Origin of the sequence: Pantoea sp. XY16, from assembly GCF_025153065.1 — a bacterium.
Taxonomy (GTDB): domain Bacteria; phylum Pseudomonadota; class Gammaproteobacteria; order Enterobacterales; family Enterobacteriaceae; genus Pantoea; species Pantoea alfalfae.
On sequence record NZ_JANZNP010000015.1, the window covers coordinates 38,392 to 54,949 of the forward strand.

At 54.0% G+C, this 16,558-nt stretch carries 18 protein-coding genes and 4 tRNA genes; 7 read left to right on the top strand and 15 right to left on the bottom strand.

Going from position 1 to position 16,558, the window contains the following annotated elements; genetic code table 11:
* Window positions 1-5: 5 nt before the first annotated feature.
* The 5 genes from N1689_RS19205 (at window position 6) to N1689_RS19225 (ending at window position 4,703) form a co-directional block, all read left to right on the top strand.
* Window positions 6-125 carry a GpE family phage tail protein gene (locus N1689_RS19205; protein ID WP_033786692.1) on the top strand — a complete coding sequence of 40 codons (120 nt, stop codon included), beginning with the start codon at window positions 6-8 and terminating at the stop codon, window positions 123-125.
* The gene (locus N1689_RS19210) at window positions 118-2,823 is read left to right on the top strand and encodes a phage tail tape measure protein (protein WP_260059893.1); all 2,706 of its coding nucleotides are present in this window, start codon (window positions 118-120) and stop codon (window positions 2,821-2,823) included. Before N1689_RS19205 ends, N1689_RS19210 begins: the two co-directional genes overlap by 8 nt.
* Window positions 2,820-3,305: a phage tail protein gene (locus tag N1689_RS19215; RefSeq protein ID WP_260059895.1), complete on the top strand. Its 486-nt coding sequence runs from the start codon at window positions 2,820-2,822 to the stop codon at window positions 3,303-3,305. The genes N1689_RS19210 and N1689_RS19215 overlap by 4 nt, the downstream gene beginning before the upstream one ends.
* Window positions 3,302-4,402: a phage late control D family protein gene (locus tag N1689_RS19220; protein ID WP_260059898.1), complete on the top strand. Its 1,101-nt coding sequence runs from the start codon at window positions 3,302-3,304 to the stop codon at window positions 4,400-4,402. Before N1689_RS19215 ends, N1689_RS19220 begins: the two co-directional genes overlap by 4 nt.
* 70 nt (window positions 4,403-4,472) lie before the next feature.
* On the top strand, window positions 4,473-4,703 hold the full coding sequence (locus N1689_RS19225; protein ID WP_260059901.1) for an ogr/Delta-like zinc finger family protein: 231 nt from the start codon (window positions 4,473-4,475) through the stop codon (window positions 4,701-4,703).
* Window positions 4,704-4,764: 61 nt separating this feature from the next.
* On the opposite strand, the gene N1689_RS19230 is transcribed toward N1689_RS19225, so the two are convergent.
* The 6 genes from N1689_RS19230 to ffh form a co-directional block, all read right to left on the bottom strand.
* Window positions 4,765-5,187 (bottom strand): hypothetical protein, encoded by a 423-nt coding sequence (locus N1689_RS19230; RefSeq protein ID WP_260059904.1) that lies wholly within the window; start codon window positions 5,185-5,187, stop codon window positions 4,765-4,767.
* Window positions 5,188-5,355: 168 nt separating this feature from the next.
* Window positions 5,356-5,703 carry a 50S ribosomal protein L19 gene (gene rplS, locus N1689_RS19235; protein WP_003849035.1) on the bottom strand — a complete coding sequence of 116 codons (348 nt, stop codon included), beginning with the start codon at window positions 5,701-5,703 and terminating at the stop codon, window positions 5,356-5,358.
* Between the two features lie 42 nt (window positions 5,704-5,745).
* Window positions 5,746-6,510: a tRNA (guanosine(37)-N1)-methyltransferase TrmD gene (gene trmD, locus N1689_RS19240; RefSeq protein ID WP_050496505.1), complete on the bottom strand. Its 765-nt coding sequence runs from the start codon at window positions 6,508-6,510 to the stop codon at window positions 5,746-5,748.
* Between the two features lie 35 nt (window positions 6,511-6,545).
* Window positions 6,546-7,094 carry a ribosome maturation factor RimM gene (rimM, locus tag N1689_RS19245; RefSeq protein WP_013358818.1) on the bottom strand — a complete coding sequence of 183 codons (549 nt, stop codon included), beginning with the start codon at window positions 7,092-7,094 and terminating at the stop codon, window positions 6,546-6,548.
* An 18-nt stretch (window positions 7,095-7,112) separates the two neighbouring features.
* Window positions 7,113-7,361: a 30S ribosomal protein S16 gene (gene rpsP, locus N1689_RS19250; RefSeq protein ID WP_003849041.1), complete on the bottom strand. Its 249-nt coding sequence runs from the start codon at window positions 7,359-7,361 to the stop codon at window positions 7,113-7,115.
* A 141-nt stretch (window positions 7,362-7,502) separates the two neighbouring features.
* Window positions 7,503-8,864, bottom strand: coding sequence for a signal recognition particle protein (ffh, locus tag N1689_RS19255; RefSeq protein ID WP_013358819.1), 1,362 nt, complete (start codon window positions 8,862-8,864; stop codon window positions 7,503-7,505).
* 164 nt (window positions 8,865-9,028) lie between these two features.
* Here ffh and N1689_RS19260 point away from each other — a divergent pair, with 164 nt between their 5' ends.
* Complete coding sequence (locus N1689_RS19260; protein WP_010248489.1) at window positions 9,029-9,829, top strand: inner membrane protein YpjD; 801 nt, start codon at window positions 9,029-9,031, stop codon at window positions 9,827-9,829.
* 15 nt (window positions 9,830-9,844) lie between these two features.
* Window positions 9,845-11,131, top strand: coding sequence for an HlyC/CorC family transporter (locus N1689_RS19265; protein ID WP_013358821.1), 1,287 nt, complete (start codon window positions 9,845-9,847; stop codon window positions 11,129-11,131).
* 60 nt (window positions 11,132-11,191) lie between these two features.
* Here the strand turns inward: N1689_RS19265 and luxS are convergent, their stop codons facing one another.
* The 9 genes from luxS to csrA form a co-directional block, all read right to left on the bottom strand.
* Window positions 11,192-11,707, bottom strand: a complete 516-nt coding sequence (luxS, locus tag N1689_RS19270; RefSeq protein WP_003849049.1) for an S-ribosylhomocysteine lyase — start codon at window positions 11,705-11,707, stop codon at window positions 11,192-11,194.
* A gap of 150 nt (window positions 11,708-11,857) precedes the next feature.
* The gene (gshA, locus tag N1689_RS19275; protein ID WP_161732746.1) at window positions 11,858-13,465 is read right to left on the bottom strand and encodes a glutamate--cysteine ligase; all 1,608 of its coding nucleotides are present in this window, start codon (window positions 13,463-13,465) and stop codon (window positions 11,858-11,860) included.
* 31 nt (window positions 13,466-13,496) lie between these two features.
* Window positions 13,497-13,925 (bottom strand): YqaA family protein, encoded by a 429-nt coding sequence (locus N1689_RS19280; protein ID WP_010248498.1) that lies wholly within the window; start codon window positions 13,923-13,925, stop codon window positions 13,497-13,499.
* Window positions 13,922-14,488 (bottom strand): fructose-1-phosphate/6-phosphogluconate phosphatase, encoded by a 567-nt coding sequence (yqaB, locus tag N1689_RS19285; protein WP_253419845.1) that lies wholly within the window; start codon window positions 14,486-14,488, stop codon window positions 13,922-13,924. Before yqaB ends, N1689_RS19280 begins: the two co-directional genes overlap by 4 nt.
* A 609-nt stretch (window positions 14,489-15,097) precedes the next feature.
* A tRNA-Arg gene (locus N1689_RS19290) sits at window positions 15,098-15,174 on the bottom strand.
* 209 nt (window positions 15,175-15,383) lie between these two features.
* Window positions 15,384-15,460: transfer RNA gene (locus tag N1689_RS19295), tRNA-Arg, on the bottom strand.
* A gap of 209 nt (window positions 15,461-15,669) precedes the next feature.
* Window positions 15,670-15,746, bottom strand: a tRNA-Arg gene (locus tag N1689_RS19300).
* A gap of 8 nt (window positions 15,747-15,754) precedes the next feature.
* Window positions 15,755-15,847 (bottom strand) — tRNA-Ser (locus N1689_RS19305).
* A gap of 282 nt (window positions 15,848-16,129) precedes the next feature.
* Complete coding sequence (gene csrA, locus N1689_RS19310) at window positions 16,130-16,315, bottom strand: carbon storage regulator CsrA (protein WP_008927091.1); 186 nt, start codon at window positions 16,313-16,315, stop codon at window positions 16,130-16,132.
* Between the last annotated feature and the right edge of the window lie 243 nt (window positions 16,316-16,558).

Consider the following 16,558-nt stretch of genomic DNA (forward strand, 5'->3'; position numbering starts at 1 on the left):
ATCTGGTGGCGGATATCGCTACCGTCTTTCACTGGCCGCCCTCCGTTACCGAGTCCATGACGCTGACGGAAGTTCTGGAGTGGCGGCACAAAGCAATCCTGCGACACAGGGCCAGCGATGAGTGATAAAAATCTGCGTTTGCAGGTCGTGCTGGGCGCAGTCGATAAGCTGACGCGCCCCTTCCGCAGCGCCCGCGACAGCACACGGGAGCTGGCTGGCACGCTGCGAGACACCCGCAACACCCTTAAAGAGCTGGACGCACAGGCCGGGCGTATCGACGGCTTTCGTAAGACCCGCTCACAGCTTGCCATCACCGCGAATAACCTTAAAGCCGCCCGCGAAGAAGCGGCCCGGCTGGCCGTGCAGTTTACGGAAACAAACAGGCCCACAGCTGCACAGGCCCGCGTGCTGGAGCAGGCAAAAAACCGCGCCAGCCAGCTGCAGCAGACCTACAACGGGCTGCGCCTGTCGGTGCAGCGTCAGCGTGAGGCGCTGGGCGCTGCCGGTATCGACACGAAGAAACTGAGCCAGGCACAGCGCGAACTTAAAAGTCAGTCTGACGAGGCGCGCGCCGCCATTGACCGGCAGCAGCAGTCGCTTAAAAAGCTGGGAGAACGGCAGGCAAAGCTGAGCGCGGTACGTGAGCGATATTCCCGATCGCTTGAGGTGCGCGATCGCGTGGCCGGTGCGGGAGCGGCAACGTCTGCCGCCGGGCTGGCAATGGGTGCGCCGGTACTGGCCGCCGTGAAATCTTCAGCGGCAATGGAAGACGCCATGAAAGGCGTGGCAAAGCAGGTTAACGGACTGCGCGACGACAAAGGAAACCGCACAAAACAGTTCTATGACATGCAGGCCGCCATCAAGGCCGCCAGTGAGCAGCTGCCGATGGAAAACGGCGCGATTGACTACGCCGCGCTGGTTGAGGGCGGCGCGCGCATGGGCGTGACGAACCAGAACGACTCCTATGAGGACCAGAAGCGTGACCTGATGGCCTTTGCCACCACGGCGGCGAAGGCGTCAACCGCGTTTGAGCTACCTGCCGGTGAGCTGGCTGAAGGGCTGGGCAAGATTGCGCAGTTGTACAAAATCCCCACGCGCAACATCGAGCAACTGGGCGACGCGCTGAACTACCTGGACGATAACGCTATGTCCAAAGGTTCAGACATCATTGACGTGCTGCAGCGCATGGGCGGCGTGGCTGACAGGCTGGACTACCGCAAAGCGGCGGCGCTCGGCTCAACATTCCTCAGCCTGGGCGCAACGGCGGAAACCGCCGCCAGTGCCGCGAATGCCATGGTGCGCGAGCTGTCCGTAGCCACCATGCAGAGCGACCGGTTTATGGACGGCATGGACCTGCTGAAACTGGACCCGGCAAAGATTGAAAAGCAGATGACCACGGACGCCATGGGCACCATCCAGCGCGTGCTGGAAAAGGTCAATAACCTGCCGAAAGACAAACGCCTGACGGCCATGACGATGGTGTTCGGCAAGGAGTACGGCAAGGACGCGGCCAAACTCGCTAACAACATGCCGGAGCTGAGGCGACAGCTGCAGCTGACGCAGGGCGACGGAGCGAAAGGCTCCATGCAGAAAGAGTCAGACATCAACAAGGACTCGCTTTCTGCACAGTGGATGCTGACCAAAACCGGCGTATCTAACACCATGAGCGGCCTGGGCGACTCCCTGCGCACGCCGCTGATGGACATCATGAATATGGTGAAGAAAGTCACCGGCGTGACCCGCCGCTGGGTGGAAAATAACAAGGAGCTGGCGGGCACACTGGTAAAAGCTGCGGCAGTTATATCGGTGATTGTGCTGGCGCTGGGTACGCTCATGATCGGCCTTGCGGCGGTGCTGGGGCCGATGGCGCTGCTTAGACTCAGCTTTAACGTGCTGGGGATAAAAGCATTCAGCGCCTTCGGGCTGATTAAAAGCGCCATCGGCATCGTAGGTAACGGCGTGCTGTGGCTGGGGCGGCTGATGTTTGCAAACCCGATACTGGCCGTAATCGGGCTGATTGCCGCCGGGGCGCTGCTTATCTGGAAGAACTGGGACACGCTGGGGCCGAAACTTGCCGCTCTGTGGGACAGCATCAGCACAAAGGTCAGCAGCGTCTGGACTGCGATTCGTACCTACATCAGCACAAAGTGGGGCGAGATTGTAGCCGACGCTAAGGCGCTGCCCGCGCGGTTTCAGGAGGCCGGCTCACAGATGATTGAAGGCCTGATGGCGGGCATCAGTCAGAAGTGGGACGCCATCAAAAACAAGCTGTCGTCACTGACCGACTACCTGCCGGACTTTCTGAAGCCGGGCGGCGATAAGTCCGGCGGGCCGCAGCTGCCGCGACCGGCGACAGTAAAAACGGGCGGCGGTGTATCCCTGCCGCCGGGCGGGTTCCCTGGATTTGCGGGCATGTACGACAGCGGCGGCTTTATTCCGTCCGGGCAGTTCGGCGTTGCCGGTGAAAACGGGCCGGAACTGGTCAGCGGTCCGGCGAACGTGACCAGCCGCCGGAGCACTGCACGGCTGGCAGCACTGGCTGCGCTGACGCTGGGCGGTGCCGGAGCGACGGCGGAGGCGAAGCCGCTGCACCCGCTCAGCCTGCCGGTTCAGGATTACCGGCAGGAAACACCACGCATGAGTGGCAGCGCTACACGGGGAGCTGCGCCGCAGATTCACGCCTCCTTCACCATCGTGCAGCAGCCGGGGCAGAGCCAGCAGAATCTGGTTGATGAGGTGATGCGCAGGCTTGAGGCAAAAGAGCGGCAGGCGCAGGCCCGCGCCCGCAGCAGTTACCGGGACAGGGGAGGATTTGAGGAATGATGATGACGCTGGGCTTATTTGTTTTCATGCTGAGGACGGTGCCCTATCAGGAGCTGCAGTATCAGCGCAGCTGGCGTTTCCCGTCAAACAGCCGCGTGGGCGTGAGGCCATCGCTGCAGTTCTTAGGCCCGGACAACGACACGCTGACGCTTTCCGGCGTGCTGCTGCCGGAGATTACCGGCGGCAGGTTGTCGCTGTTCGCGCTGGAGCAGATTGCAGAGCTGGGCCGCGCGTGGCCGCTTATCGAGGGCAGCGGGACGATTTACGGCATGTTCGTGATTGAAAGCCTGAGCCAGACCAAGGCGGAGTTCTTCAGCAGCGGTGTGTGCCGCCGCATTGAATTCACGCTGACGCTGAAGCGCACCGATGAATCGCTGGGCGAGATGTTTGGCAGCCTCAGCGATCAGCTGTCTGCCATGAAGGGCGCAGCCGCCACCGTCGCCGGTAAGGTGAGCGCCGCAGCGGGAGGATTATTTTCATGATGACCAGCCCGTGGATTAACGGCCAGCAGAACTCACCGGCGTTTCGGCTGACGATGGACGGCGCAGACATCACGCAGAAGCTGGAAAAGCGCCTGCTGAGCCTGACGCTCACCGACAACCGGGGCTTTGAGGCGGATCAGCTGGACATCGAGCTGGACGATGCGGACGGCCAGCTGCAACTGCCGCGCCGGGGCGTCGTGCTCTCGTTGTCGCTGGGCTGGCAGGGAGAGGCGCTTTTTCCGAAAGGCAGCTATGTGGTTGACGAAATCGAGCACAGCGGCACGCCTGACCGCCTGACGCTGCGGGCGCGCAGCGCGGACTTCCGGCAGACCCTGAACACGAAGCGGGAGAAGTCCTGGCACAAAACCACCGCAGGCGAAATTGTCCGGGACATCGCCGGACGCCATAAGCTGAAGGCGGCAATGGGTAAAGACATTGCCGCCGCAGAAATTGACCACCTTGATCAGACCAACGAATCAGACGCCAGCTTTCTGATGCGCCTGGCTAAACAGTGCGGCGCAGTCGCCTGCGTCAAGGAAGGCAATCTGCTGTTTATCCGCCAGGGACAGGGGAAGACGGCAAGCGGTAAGGCGCTGCCGGTGATCACCCTTCAGCGCAGGGACGGCGACAGCCACCGCTTCAGCCTGGCAGACCGCGACTCTTACACCGGCGTAATCGCCAGCTGGCTGCACACCCGCGAACCGGCAAAGAAGCCGGTGGCGAAGGTGAAGCGCAGGCGACGTAAAACCACGGCGAAGAAGAAAGAGCCGGAGGCAAAGCAGGGAGATTACCTGATCGGCACTGATGAAAACGTGCTGGTACTGAGCCGCACTTACGCAAACCGGGGCAACGCAGAGCGTGCTGCCAAAATGCAGTGGGAACGCCTGCAGCGCGGTGCTGCAACGTTTTCTATTCAGCTGGCAAAGGGGCGCGCGGAGCTATACACGGAAATGCCGGTGAAGGTCAGCGGCTTCAAACAGCAGGTAGATGCCGGGGAATGGATCATCACAACGCTAACGCACAGCCTGAGCGCGGACAGCGGATTTACTACAAGCTTAGAACTGGAAGTAAAAATCGATGAATTAAGTATGCAATAGTAGATTTAGCTATTCAATTGATCGTTAAATCGTTAATATTTGCTGAAAATTTCAAGAGGAAGTATCTGAAATGATGAACTGTCCAAAGTGTTCCCATGCAGCCCACACGCGCAGTAGTGTTGTGCTTTCAGAGAACACAAAAGAACGTTACAACCAGTGCCAGAACATCAACTGCGGTTGTACCTTCAAATCCTTAGAAACTGTTACTGACATAATCATGTGCCCTGGAAAAATCAACCCTGCCCCACCACATCCAACGCGCATAAGAGCTGCTCAAACACAGGGCAATTTATGGCTTTAAAATTCTTGTAATACGCCAGATCGAGGGCACTGATTATTCAGTGCCCTTTTTTGTTTGGTCATTAGAATGTGGGTTTAAAAGTTGCTGCAGCCAGACGATCATCCATAAAAGCAATGCCCTCTTCAGTATTCATGCTTGCCATCTGTTCACAGCTTTTGTCCCCATCCTCATATGTAAAGCCCTGCGTAACTGAATCGTTGGTGACCGTAATATCTTTTATTACCCCAGCTTTCCACGAACGTTTAGGTGGATTATCTCCGTAGTAAGCGAAGCAAACCGTGTCAACCAAACTACGTGCCTGCAGTAACTCTATTTTTTTGAAATTATACGAGACGTATAAAGTGCCATTAACAAGGGATGGTGGTCGGGAAAGATTTAGCTGCTTGAGGCTGTGTAAGAGAGGTGCAGGGATCTGGTCAGGTTTAGCAGCATAAGCTGAAGCCCCAAGAGTCAAACCAGCAAGACAGATGCAAAACTTTTTCATTGGGTATTCCTTCACGTTTGAGTCGCAGTAATCACAACGATTATGACCACAACTGACCGCAAAAAAAATCTGCGTAGCCAATCCGTGGACAAGGCCATAAAAAAAGGGGCTGGCATCACGCCAACCCCTTGTTTGCTATTAACTTTTAGATGTCGCGTTAGCGATACCTTAGTTAAGACGCTCTTTAATACGAGCAGACTTACCAGTACGCTCACGCAGGTAGTACAGTTTGGCTTTACGCACAGCGCCACGACGTTTAACAGCGATGCTGTCAATTACAGGTGAATGAGTCTGGAATACACGCTCAACGCCTTCGCCGTTAGAAATTTTGCGAACAGTGAATGCAGAGTGCAGACCGCGGTTACGGATAGCGATAACCACGCCCTCGAATGCCTGCAGACGTTTTTTAGAACCTTCAACGACCCATACTTTCACTTCCACGGAATCACCCGGGCGGAAGGAAGGTACGTCCTGTTTCATCTGCTCTTGTTCAATTTGCTTGATAATGTTGCTCATAATTAAATCTCATATCCTGGGTAAACTGATAGTCGGGGAAGATCACTCTTCCACATCATCGTTTTGTTGCTGCCGGGATTCCCGCTGGAACTCGTTCAGCAACCTTGCTTGCTCTTCAGTCAGAGCCAGGTTTTCCAGAAGTTCAGGTCTTCTCAGCCAGGTACGGCCTAGCGACTGCTTCAGACGCCAGCGGCGAATATCAGCATGGTTACCTGACAGTAATACTGCCGGGACCTCCACGCCGTCTAACACTTCAGGACGGGTATAGTGCGGACAATCCAGCAAACCGTCAGAGAACGAATCCTCATCGGCTGACGCCTGCTTGCCGAGTACGCCTGGAATAAACCGGGCAACTGCGTCAATCATCGTCATCGCTGGCAGTTCCCCGCCGCTGAGAACGTAATCACCGATTGACCATTCTTCGTCAATTTCGGAATGAATTACGCGCTCATCAATCCCTTCATAACGACCACAGACCAGAATTAACTTGTCTCGTGCCGCCAGTTCGCAAACGCCCTGTTGGTCCAGTTTGCGGCCCTGAGGTGAAAGATATATCACTCTGGCGCCATCACCTGCCGCTGCTTTCGCTGCGGAGATGGCATCCCGTAAGGGTTGTACCATCATCAGCATTCCCGGTCCGCCGCCATAAGGACGATCATCCACGGTACGGTGCCGGTCGTGCGTGAAGTCACGAGGACTCCAGCTCTGAATGCTGAGCAGACCGTTTTTTACAGCCCGGCCAGTTACCCCGTAATCGGTAATAGCGCGAAACATTTCTGGAAACAGGCTGATAACACCAATCCACATTGTATTCGCCGTTACGTTACCGTTCGATTCGGAGATCAAAAACCAGGATCCCAATCTACCTCAATGACGCCAGTAGAGAGATCGACTTTCCTGATAACCTGTTCATCAAGAAACGGAATTAACCGCTCCTGAGCACCGAATGCATCTTTCAGGTTTGCCTTAACGACGAGTACGTCGTTCGAGCCGGTTTCCATCATATCGATGACTTTACCCATCTCGTAGCCTTCGAGGTTAACTACCTGGCAGCCCATAAGGTCTTTCCAGTAGTAATCACCCTCTTCCAGCGATGGCAACTGCGTCGAGTCAACCTGAATTTCGCAATTGGTTAACTGAGCCGCCGCATCCCGATCGTCAATGCCTTTGACTTTGATGATCAGGTCCTGATTGTGGTGCTTCCAACCTTCCAGTTCGACCTGCTGCCATTTACCGGCGCGCTGGATGAACCAGGGTTGGTAGTTGAAGATGCTTTCAGCGTCTTCAGTGGAGGAAAACACTTTGAGCCAGCCGCGAATACCGTAGGCGGCTCCCATCTTACCCAATACAATCGGGTTAACAGGAGGCTGTGCGGCAAGTTGTCTGCTCATGCTCACCACCGTGACAGATTAAGCTGCTTTCTTAGCTTCTTTGACCAGCGCGTTAACGCGATCAGAGAGTGTTGCGCCCTGGCCAACCCAGTGCTCGATACGGTCCAGATCCAGACGCAGACCTTCAGCCTGACCAGATGCGATCGGGTTGAAGAAACCAACGCGCTCGATGAAACGACCGTTGCGTGCATTGCGGCTGTCAGTGACGACGACCTGATAGAACGGACGCTTTTTAGCGCCGTGACGTGCCAAACGAATTGTTACCATAACATCCTCTTCAGTTAATAAAACACCCGGCCCCCATCGAGGAACGGGGTCCGGGTGCTGTATAAAAAGCCCGAAAATTTTACTCATTTTGGCGAAAAAAGCAACCTAAACCGTGCCTTTCCGGGCTTTTTTGTGGAACGCTTAGCGGCCAGGGAATCCTGGCGGCATCATACCCTTCATGCCGCGCATCATTTTCGCCATACCGCCCTTCTTCATTTTCTTCATCATACGCTGCATGTCGTCGAACTGCTTCAATAAGCGGTTAACGTCCTGCACCTGCATTCCGGAGCCAGTTGCGATGCGGCGCTTGCGCGAGCCTTTGATGATTTCTGGTTTCTCACGCTCTTTGCGTGTCATCGAGTTGATGATGGCTTCCATGCGTACCAGCACTTTGTCATCCATCTGCGATTTCACATTGTCAGGCAACTGTCCCATACCGGGCAGTTTGCCCATCAGACTGGCCATGCCGCCCATGTTGCGCATCTGCTTCAGCTGCTCAAGGAAGTCATTGAGATCAAAACCGTCGCCGGTTTTCAGCTTCTTAGCCAGTTTCTCCGCCTGATCACGGTCAACCTTGCTTTCGATATCTTCGATCAGTGACAGCACGTCGCCCATGCCGAGGATACGTGACGCAATACGGTCAGGATAGAACGGTTCAAGCGCTTCGGTTTTTTCACCGACACCCATGAATTTAATTGGCTTGCCGGTGATATGGCGAATCGACAGCGCTGCACCACCGCGGGCATCACCGTCAACCTTGGTCAGGATAACCCCGGTCAGCGGTAGGGCTTCATTAAAGGCCTTAGCCGTGTTTGCGGCATCCTGACCGGTCATGGCATCGACCACAAACAGCGTTTCTACCGGCTTAATCGCGGCATGAACCTGTTTGATTTCGTCCATCATCGCTTCGTCAACGTGCAGACGACCGGCGGTATCCACCAGCAACACATCGTAAAACTTCAGGCGGGCTTCACGCAGCGCATTATTGACGATATCGACCGGCTTCTGACTGAGATCGGACGGACAGAAATCCACGCCAACCTGCTGTGCCAGCGTTTCCAGCTGTTTGATTGCCGCCGGACGATAGACGTCGGCAGAAACCACTAAGACTTTCTTTTTGTGTTTTTCACGCAGGAACTTACCCAGCTTAGCGACGCTGGTGGTTTTACCGGCACCCTGCAGGCCCGCCATCAGTACTACGGCTGGTGGCTGAGCCGCCAGGTCGAGTGCGTTGTTCTCTGCACCCATCGCCGCAACCAGCTCGTTGCGAACGATTTTGATAAACTCCTGACCTGGCGTCAGGCTTTTATTCACATCATGGCCGACCGCGCTCTCTTTCACACGGTTGATGAAGTCACGTACCACTGGCAGGGCAACGTCAGCTTCAAGCAGCGCCATGCGCACTTCACGCAGGGTCTCTTTGATGTTCTCTTCAGTCAGCCTTCCGCGGCCGCTGATATTTCGCAGGGTTTGCGACAAACGATCGGTTAAATTATCAAACATGGTCTCTCACTTAAAAAGATCGCGAGGCGCCTGATCGGCAGAATGCGGCGGATTATAACACGAAGCCTCGGCGATCTCTGCAATTGCCCCTCAGATCGTTTGGAGCCTGCTTCGGCTGGCGCTATACTGCCTTTTTCCTTATCTGACTGAACCTGAAAGGATCTATGTTCGTTTTCGCGATAGTGGCGCTATTCGCCTACTCTTTAAGCCTTGCCCTGATCATTCCCAGCCTGTTGAAACGTAACGGCGGCTGGCGGCGAATGGCGATGCTCTCTGCCTGTGTGGCGCTGGTGACACACGCGGTGGCCTTGCAGCAACGCATATTTGCGGTTGATAGCGGACAGAATTTAAGCCTGCTCAACATAGGCTCGCTGGTCAGCCTGTTGATTTGCGCCATCATGACCATTGTGGCGTCACGCAACCGTGGCTGGCTGTTGCTGCCGATTGTTTACAGCTTCGCGCTGATTAATCTGGCCTTCGCCACTTTCGTCCCCAATGCGTTCATTACCCATCTGGAAACCACGCCAGGCATGATGATCCATATCGGTCTGTCGCTGTTCGCCTATGCGACACTGATTATTGCCGCGCTCTATGCGCTGCAGCTGGCGTGGATTGATTACCAGCTAAAAAACAAGCGACTGGCGTTTACTCAGGATATGCCGCCACTGCTGACCATCGAACGTAAGATGTTTCACATTACCCAGGTCGGCGTCGTGCTGCTGACGCTGGTGCTCTGCACCGGTCTGTTTTATATGCAGGATCTCTTCAGCGCAGAAAACGTCGATAAAGCCGTTCTCTCCATCATTGCGTGGTTTGTTTATATCGTTTTGCTCTGGGGGCACTATCATGAAGGCTGGCGTGGTCGCCGCGTTGTCTGGTTTAACTGCAGCGGTGCGGTGCTGTTAACCATGGCTTACTTCGGCAGTCGCATCCTGCAGCATCTGCTTGTCCCTACCTCTCGTTAAAAAGGAAGTTCTGCGTTGGAGAATGTTTCAACCACCACGCTGATTATTATTCTCTGCGTCATGGTCCTGGTTTCCGCCTGGTTTGCCGGGTCGGAAACCGGAATGATGACGCTTAACCGCTATAAGCTGCGCCATCAGGCAAAAAACGGTAATCGCGCCGCACGCCGGGTGGAGAAGCTACTGCGTCGTCCTGACCGGCTGCTCAGTCTGGTTTTAATCGGTAACAACCTGGTCAATATTCTGGCCTCTGCCCTTGCCACCATCGTAGGCATGCGTATTCACGGTGATGAAGGCGTCGCGATTGCGACCGGCATCCTGACCTTTGTGGTGCTGGTCTTCGCTGAAGTGCTGCCAAAAACCGTGGCGGCGCTCTATCCTGAGCGTGTCGCCTTTCCCAGCAGCCTGCTGCTGGTCCCGTTGCAATACATCATGCTGCCGCTGGTCTGGTTGCTTAACACCATTACCCGGCTGCTGATGAGGATAGCGGGTATCCGCGCTGACGGTGCCATTAACTCTGCGCTGAGCAAAGAGGAGTTACGTACTATCGTCTATGAGTCGCGTAGCCTGATGTCACGCCGGAACCAGGACATGCTGCTCTCTGTTCTCGACCTGGAGAAAGTCAGCGTTGACGACATTATGGTGCCGCGTAATGAGATTGTCGGCATCAACATCAACGATGACTGGAAGTCGGTCGTACGTCAATTAAGCCACTCGCCACACGGCCGCATCGTGCTGTTCCGGGACTCGCTGGATGACTGCGTCGGCATGCTGCGGGTACGCGAAGCCTGGCGCATGATGACGGAGAAAAAAGAGTTCACCAAAGAGACGCTGCTGCGTGCCGCCGATGAGATCTACTACATCCCGGAAGGGACACCGCTTAACACCCAACTGGTGAAGTTTCAGCGCAATAAAGAGAAAGCGGGCGTGGTGGTGGATGAATATGGCGACATCAAAGGGCTGGTGACGATTGAGGACATTCTGGAGGAGATTGTCGGTGACTTCACTACCTCCATGTCACCGTCACTGGCAGAAGAAGTAATGCCGCAGAATGATGGCTCGGTGCTGATTGAGGGTAGTGCTAACGTGCGTGAAATCAACAAGGCATTTAACTGGCAGTTGCCAGAGCAGGAAGCCCGCACTATTAACGGCATGCTGCTGGAAGCGCTGGAAGAGATCCCTGCCATCGCCACCCGTGTTCAGATCGGCCATTACAACGTCGATATTCTGGACGTGCAGGACAACATGATTAAACAGGTGCGCATCACGCCAAAGACGCCACTGAAAAAATCGGTCGGTTCCTGAAGCCATAAAAAACGCCGCAATCGACATGATGCGGCGTTTTTTTTAGCAGAGAGGCTCTGGCTAGATGTGCAGTTCTTTCAGCTTTTCAGCAGGCAGCTTCAGATCGTCGTTGCGGTTAACGCCGATCTCATGCGCCAGCACATTGCGCGCGATCTGCTGCGCTTCATCCAGTGAGTGCAGCTTGTAGCTGCCACACTGGTATTCATTCAGCTCAGGGATCTGGTTCTGATCTTTCACTTTCAGAACATCTTCCATCGCCCCTTTCCACGCTTTCGCAACGCGCTGCTCGTCTGGCGTACCAATCAGGCTCATGTAGAAGCCGGTACGGCAACCCATTGGCGAGATATCGACGATTTCCACACCGTCACCATTCAGGTGATCACGCATGAATCCGGCAAAGAGATGCTCCAGCGTATGAATGCCACGCTCAGTGAGAATATCAATGTTCGGGCGGCAAAAACGCAGGTCAAAAACGGTAATCGTATCGCCATGCGGAGTCTTCATGGTTTTTGCAACGCGTACTGCCGGTGCGCCCATGATGGTGTGATCAACGGTAAAACTGTCCAGTAGTGGCATACGTCACCTCCTGTTCTGAGAAATTTTTTTAAAACGATGAAACTTTTCTGTTCGCCCAACGTCTGAATATATGAAAGACGCGCATTTGTTATCATCATCCCTGACAACAGAGATGTTAATTTGGCCACATTGATGTGGCCTTTTTCTTTTCTACCCTTCCCGGCTCGCCAGATATGCTTCAAAATCCAGCTTATCACTCGCTTCCAGCTGCTGCTGTGCAGCAACAGATTCCTGCGCCTGACGCGTGAAATCGTCTTCTGTCAGCACTTCCAGCGGCTCTTCGCAGAGCAGATGGCGATACTGTTCAGCCAGCGCCACGCCGGTTCCGGTTACACCATTGTCCTTCATTGCCTGAAGGATGCGCGCCGAGTAGGTTAGCTCAGGATCGTCGAACGATGCTACCAGTTGATCGCAAACCTGCTGATATTCCGTGCTGTCCTGATTATTGCTGTCTAAGACTTCAGCAACCCGACGCAGATCGGCAAACAGGGTCTTGCCGACTTCCACCAGCGAATGTTCCGCTTCTCCGCATCCTACGGCAATTTTCTGGTCCGGTTTACGCCCTTCCAGCACAACCCGGTTCCAGTTTATGCGGGTGCATTGCAGCTCATCGGCACTCATCTCCGGCGCATCCGCCAGGGTACACCAGATCAGGAACAGGTCGAGAAAGCGAACCTGATTTTCATCAACGCCGATGGCAGAGAATGGGTTGATATCCAGCGAACGCACTTCAATGTACTCAATACCACCACGCAGCAGCGCATCAGATGGGGCTTCACCCGAGCGTGTCACACGCTTAGGCCGGATTGGCGCATAGAGCTCGTTTTCAATCTGCAGCACGTTGGTGTTGAGCTGCAGCCAGTTACCGTCGGCATCTTTAGTGCCCATCGCTGCATACTCTTCTGACGGCGTCTTAATCGCTTTTTTCAGCGCGGTGACATAGCCTTCCAGCGAGTTAAACGTGATGCCCAGAGAGCTCTGTGATTTATTGGTGTAGCCTAAATCGCTCAGACGCAGCGAGGTGGCGTACGGCAGCCACATCGTATCTTTGTCGTTGGTTTCGAACGGCAGCGCGCTCTCACGGCCCTGCAGGAAGCTGGAGCTGATAGCAGGCGATGCGCCAAACAGATAGGGGATGACCCAGCCGAAGCGATAATAGTTGCGGATCAGCCGCAGATAGCCCGCCGAAATCGTCTCTTTTCCGCTTTCCTGATCTTTCACGTCAGCCCACTCCTGCCAGAATGAGAGTGGCAGCGAGAAGTTATAGTGAATGCCGGAGATGGTCTGCATCAACGCGCCGTAGCGGTTTTTAAGGCCTTCGCGGTAGAGCGTCTTCATCTGACCGATATTGGACGTGCCATATTGCGCCAGCTCAATATTGTCTGCGTCGTCAATCTCGCATGGCATACTGAAAGGCCACATGCGTTCATCACCCAGTTCACGGGCCACGTGACGATGAATATCGCGCAGGAATGCCAGCATATGATCAATGCTGTGATCCACTGGCGTAATAAATTCCAGCAACGTTTCGGCAAAGTCAGTGGTGATCCAGTCATGTTTCAGCGCCGACCCCAGAGATTCCGGGTGGCCGCTTTTTGCCAGTTCGCCATTTGCCTGTACACGCAGCGTTTCACGCTCGATGCCACGGCCAATACCTTTAAGGGCATTGGGATGCGCTTCCAGCCAGGAGAGCGCTTTAGATACGTCCGGGATCACATTACCCCCCCGCTGTGATAATAATTTATTTTTGTTCAGCATAATGTTAACCGTAGCCTCGAATCTATGCGAATCAATGCCACCATTGCATACCCTGTAATGTGGCAGTCGCGATAACGATATAACGCAGTGTTTTGCCGACAGCGAGAAACAGCATCGCGGGTAGCCAGGCGAAACGTAACCAGCCTGCCAGAACGCAGAGCAGATCACCTATCACTGGCAGCCAGCTGAATAACAGTGCTGCAGGTCCCAGTCGGTGCAACCACGTCATTGCTGTGTCATGCCATCGCCCCTGACGTTTTAACGGCAGCAAGCGACCAATAAGAATGTTGGTTAAGCCGCCCAAGGTGTTTCCCAGTGATGCGGCCAAAAGCAACCCGTAAACTGATGTCTTTTTTGCTATCAATAGTGCTATCAGCAGTGCTTCAGAACTTCCCGGCAGGAGCGTTGCACTTAAAAAGCTGCTGCCGAACATTGAGGCATAGGTAAGAACGTCACTCACAGTAAGCGGACATCCACCACAGCCATACCTGCCGCCTTCGCTGCCTGAATACCAAAGTCCGCATCCTCAAACACCACACAGCGTGCCGGCGTCACACCCATCAGCTCAGCGCAGCGTAAGAAGGTTTCAGGCTCAGGTTTATGACGCTGTACGTCGTCAGCACCAACGACTGCAGAGAAGAGCTCACGCACGCCCAGCTGCGTCAGTAACGCCTCTGCCATACTGTGTTCGCTTCCGGTACCCACCGCCATCGGACGCCGCCCGTGATACGCTTTCACCACCTCCATTAAAGGCAGTGGCTTCACGTTTTCCAGCAGCATCGCTTTCACGGCAGCGGTTTTTTCTGCGGCAAGAAGATGAGGGTCGAGTGACGACTGATTGGATTCAATGATGAACTGCGACAGCCGCCAGGTTGGTGCGCCATTGAAGTCGATAATACGAGCTTCATCCAGCGTTAATCCATAACGCGCCAGTACCTGACGCCACGCTTTTCGATGTGTCGGCTCAGTATCAAGAATCGTGCCGTCCATATCGAAAATCAGGGCGTCATATTGATCGTACATTGTCACTCCGGACATCCACCAAATGAGACATTACTTTAGCCTAATGTGGACAGGTTGTCGCCAGGGGGGATGAACAGCAAATGCTTTGAAAGCATTAGCAATTTTTGTTTTCAGATAAAGGTGATCGTGCGCGGCCAGTGATAACAGTACGAATTTTAAGCGAATTTTTAACATTCTTTTGGCTGACAGGCGGCGGCGGACGGGCGTGGGCAGCAAAACAGAAGGCGTTGATGCGGGAAACAGGCGTTTCGGATCGCTTAAGTCAGGATGATGAATCAATGGGGCAGATTAAACAGGAAAAGAGTGCGTGTGAAGCCAGAGGGAAACTGCAGAGGTTTTTCAGGATACTCACTCAGCGTTTGCTGTACGGGCGGTTACGGAAGTAACGCTAGCGTGTTTAGTGATGTCTTAGCGATCATCGCGCCATGATACTTTGAGGGATTTTAAGACTGGATTTTGAGACTAAAGAAGAAGATGGTGCATCCAGGAGGATGACTCAGCTTGCGCTTCGCCCTGCGGGCCGTTGCTGATGCAACGTTATCCCCCTTCGTGCGGCCGGAACGCTTATTGCGTCATGTCACACTGAGGAACTGCCAACATTCGAGAAGATGGTGCATCCAGGAGGATTCGAACCTCCGACCGCTCGGTTCGTAGCCGAGTACTCTATCCAGCTGAGCTATGGATGCATTGGGGTCTATCTTTGGGGGTCACACTTTTTTATGGACTTTCGGAAACCAACCTGAGGATGTTACAAAGAATGGTGCATCCAGGAGGATTACTCAGCTTGCGCTTCGCCCTAGGGGCCGTTGCTGATGCAACGTTATCCTCCTTAGTGCGGCCTGAACGATAATCACGTCATGACACACTGAGGCACTGTCCATATTCGGGAAGAATATGGTGCATCCAGGAGGATTCGAACCTCCGACCGCTCGGTTCGTAGCCGAGTACTCTATCCAGCTGAGCTATGGATGCATAAATCAAATTCTTGTACAACGCAGGGTGCTAACTACTCACCATGAAAGGAATTGCTAATTCGCTTTGTTTCGATGGTGCATCCAGGAGGATTACTCAGCTTGCGCTTCGCCCTGCGGGCCGTTGCTAAAGCAACGTTATCCTCCTTAGTGCGGCCTGAACGCTAATGCGTCATGTCACACCGAGGCACTTTTCCATATTCGAAAATATGGTGCATCCAGGAGGATTCGAACCTCCGACCGCTCGGTTCGTAGCCGAGTACTCTATCCAGCTGAGCTATGGATGCATCGAAAATGGCGGTGAGGGAGGGATTCGAACCCTCGATACAGCTTTTGACCGTATACTCCCTTAGCAGGGGAGCGCCTTCAGCCTCTCGGCCACCTCACCTTACGCTTTCTTTCGAACTGTGCGTCTGAACGTTGTTTCTGCTCATCGGCACTGCGTGGCGCACATATTACTTTCCCGGACTTTTAAGTCAAACAATTTTTCCGAAACTTTGTTTGATTGCGCAAATCACACACAATTGGGACAAAATGGCGACAAAAAGAGTGAATTATCAACAATGAAAGGTGATGTCGTTAACGAAACCGGGAAGAGAAAGCAGAAAAGAAAAAGCAGGATTTTTAACAAAGCGGTAGCGCCTCGCACTTGTGCGAGACGCTGAATCCGTTAAACGCTGGTTTGTTGCGTTTTTTCAGCCTGGATGCGTTGATAGATCTCTTCGCGATGCACAGACACTTCTTTCGGCGCGTTAACCCCTATACGAACCTGGTTACCCTTAACACCCAGCACCGTTACAGTTACCTCATCACCGATCATGAGGGTTTCACCAACTCGACGAGTTAGAATAAGCATTCTTTGCTCCTTGAAAGATTAAAAGAGTCGGGCTTGTACAGGCTCCCGGCATTATCCATCATTTAACGCTGCACAATGTGTATGAGAAATACACCAATGCACATCGATGCGCCAATACATTCTGCTGATAGTTAGTTTAGCCGAAATACACTACATCAACCTGACTTTGTCATTTGCTGCTTTAGCATCGTATTAAAAAGCGCCGGAACAACCGTTCTGACGCTTTTTACGATGCCTTGTTTT

Excerpts from the sequence above, each read along its gene's own strand:
- N1689_RS19210 (WP_260059893.1), top strand. The coding sequence starts at position 118 with ATGAGTGATAAAAATCTGCGTTTGCAGGTCGTGCTGGGCGCAGTCGAT.
- N1689_RS19215 (WP_260059895.1), top strand. The coding sequence starts at position 2,820 with ATGATGATGACGCTGGGCTTATTTGTTTTCATGCTGAGGACGGTGCCC.
- N1689_RS19220 (WP_260059898.1), top strand. The coding sequence starts at position 3,302 with ATGATGACCAGCCCGTGGATTAACGGCCAGCAGAACTCACCGGCGTTT.
- N1689_RS19225 (WP_260059901.1), top strand. The coding sequence starts at position 4,473 with ATGATGAACTGTCCAAAGTGTTCCCATGCAGCCCACACGCGCAGTAGT.
- N1689_RS19230 (WP_260059904.1), bottom strand. The coding sequence starts at position 5,187 with ATGAAAAAGTTTTGCATCTGTCTTGCTGGTTTGACTCTTGGGGCTTCA.
- rplS (WP_003849035.1), bottom strand. The coding sequence starts at position 5,703 with ATGAGCAACATTATCAAGCAAATTGAACAAGAGCAGATGAAACAGGAC.
- trmD (WP_050496505.1), bottom strand. The coding sequence starts at position 6,510 with ATGTGGATTGGTGTTATCAGCCTGTTTCCAGAAATGTTTCGCGCTATT.
- rimM (WP_013358818.1), bottom strand. The coding sequence starts at position 7,094 with ATGAGCAGACAACTTGCCGCACAGCCTCCTGTTAACCCGATTGTATTG.
- rpsP (WP_003849041.1), bottom strand. The coding sequence starts at position 7,361 with ATGGTAACAATTCGTTTGGCACGTCACGGCGCTAAAAAGCGTCCGTTC.
- ffh (WP_013358819.1), bottom strand. The coding sequence starts at position 8,864 with ATGTTTGATAATTTAACCGATCGTTTGTCGCAAACCCTGCGAAATATC.
- N1689_RS19260 (WP_010248489.1), top strand. The coding sequence starts at position 9,029 with ATGTTCGTTTTCGCGATAGTGGCGCTATTCGCCTACTCTTTAAGCCTT.
- luxS (WP_003849049.1), bottom strand. The coding sequence starts at position 11,707 with ATGCCACTACTGGACAGTTTTACCGTTGATCACACCATCATGGGCGCA.
- gshA (WP_161732746.1), bottom strand. The coding sequence starts at position 13,465 with ATGCTGAACAAAAATAAATTATTATCACAGCGGGGGGGTAATGTGATC.
- yqaB (WP_253419845.1), bottom strand. The coding sequence starts at position 14,488 with ATGTACGATCAATATGACGCCCTGATTTTCGATATGGACGGCACGATT.
- csrA (WP_008927091.1), bottom strand. The coding sequence starts at position 16,315 with ATGCTTATTCTAACTCGTCGAGTTGGTGAAACCCTCATGATCGGTGAT.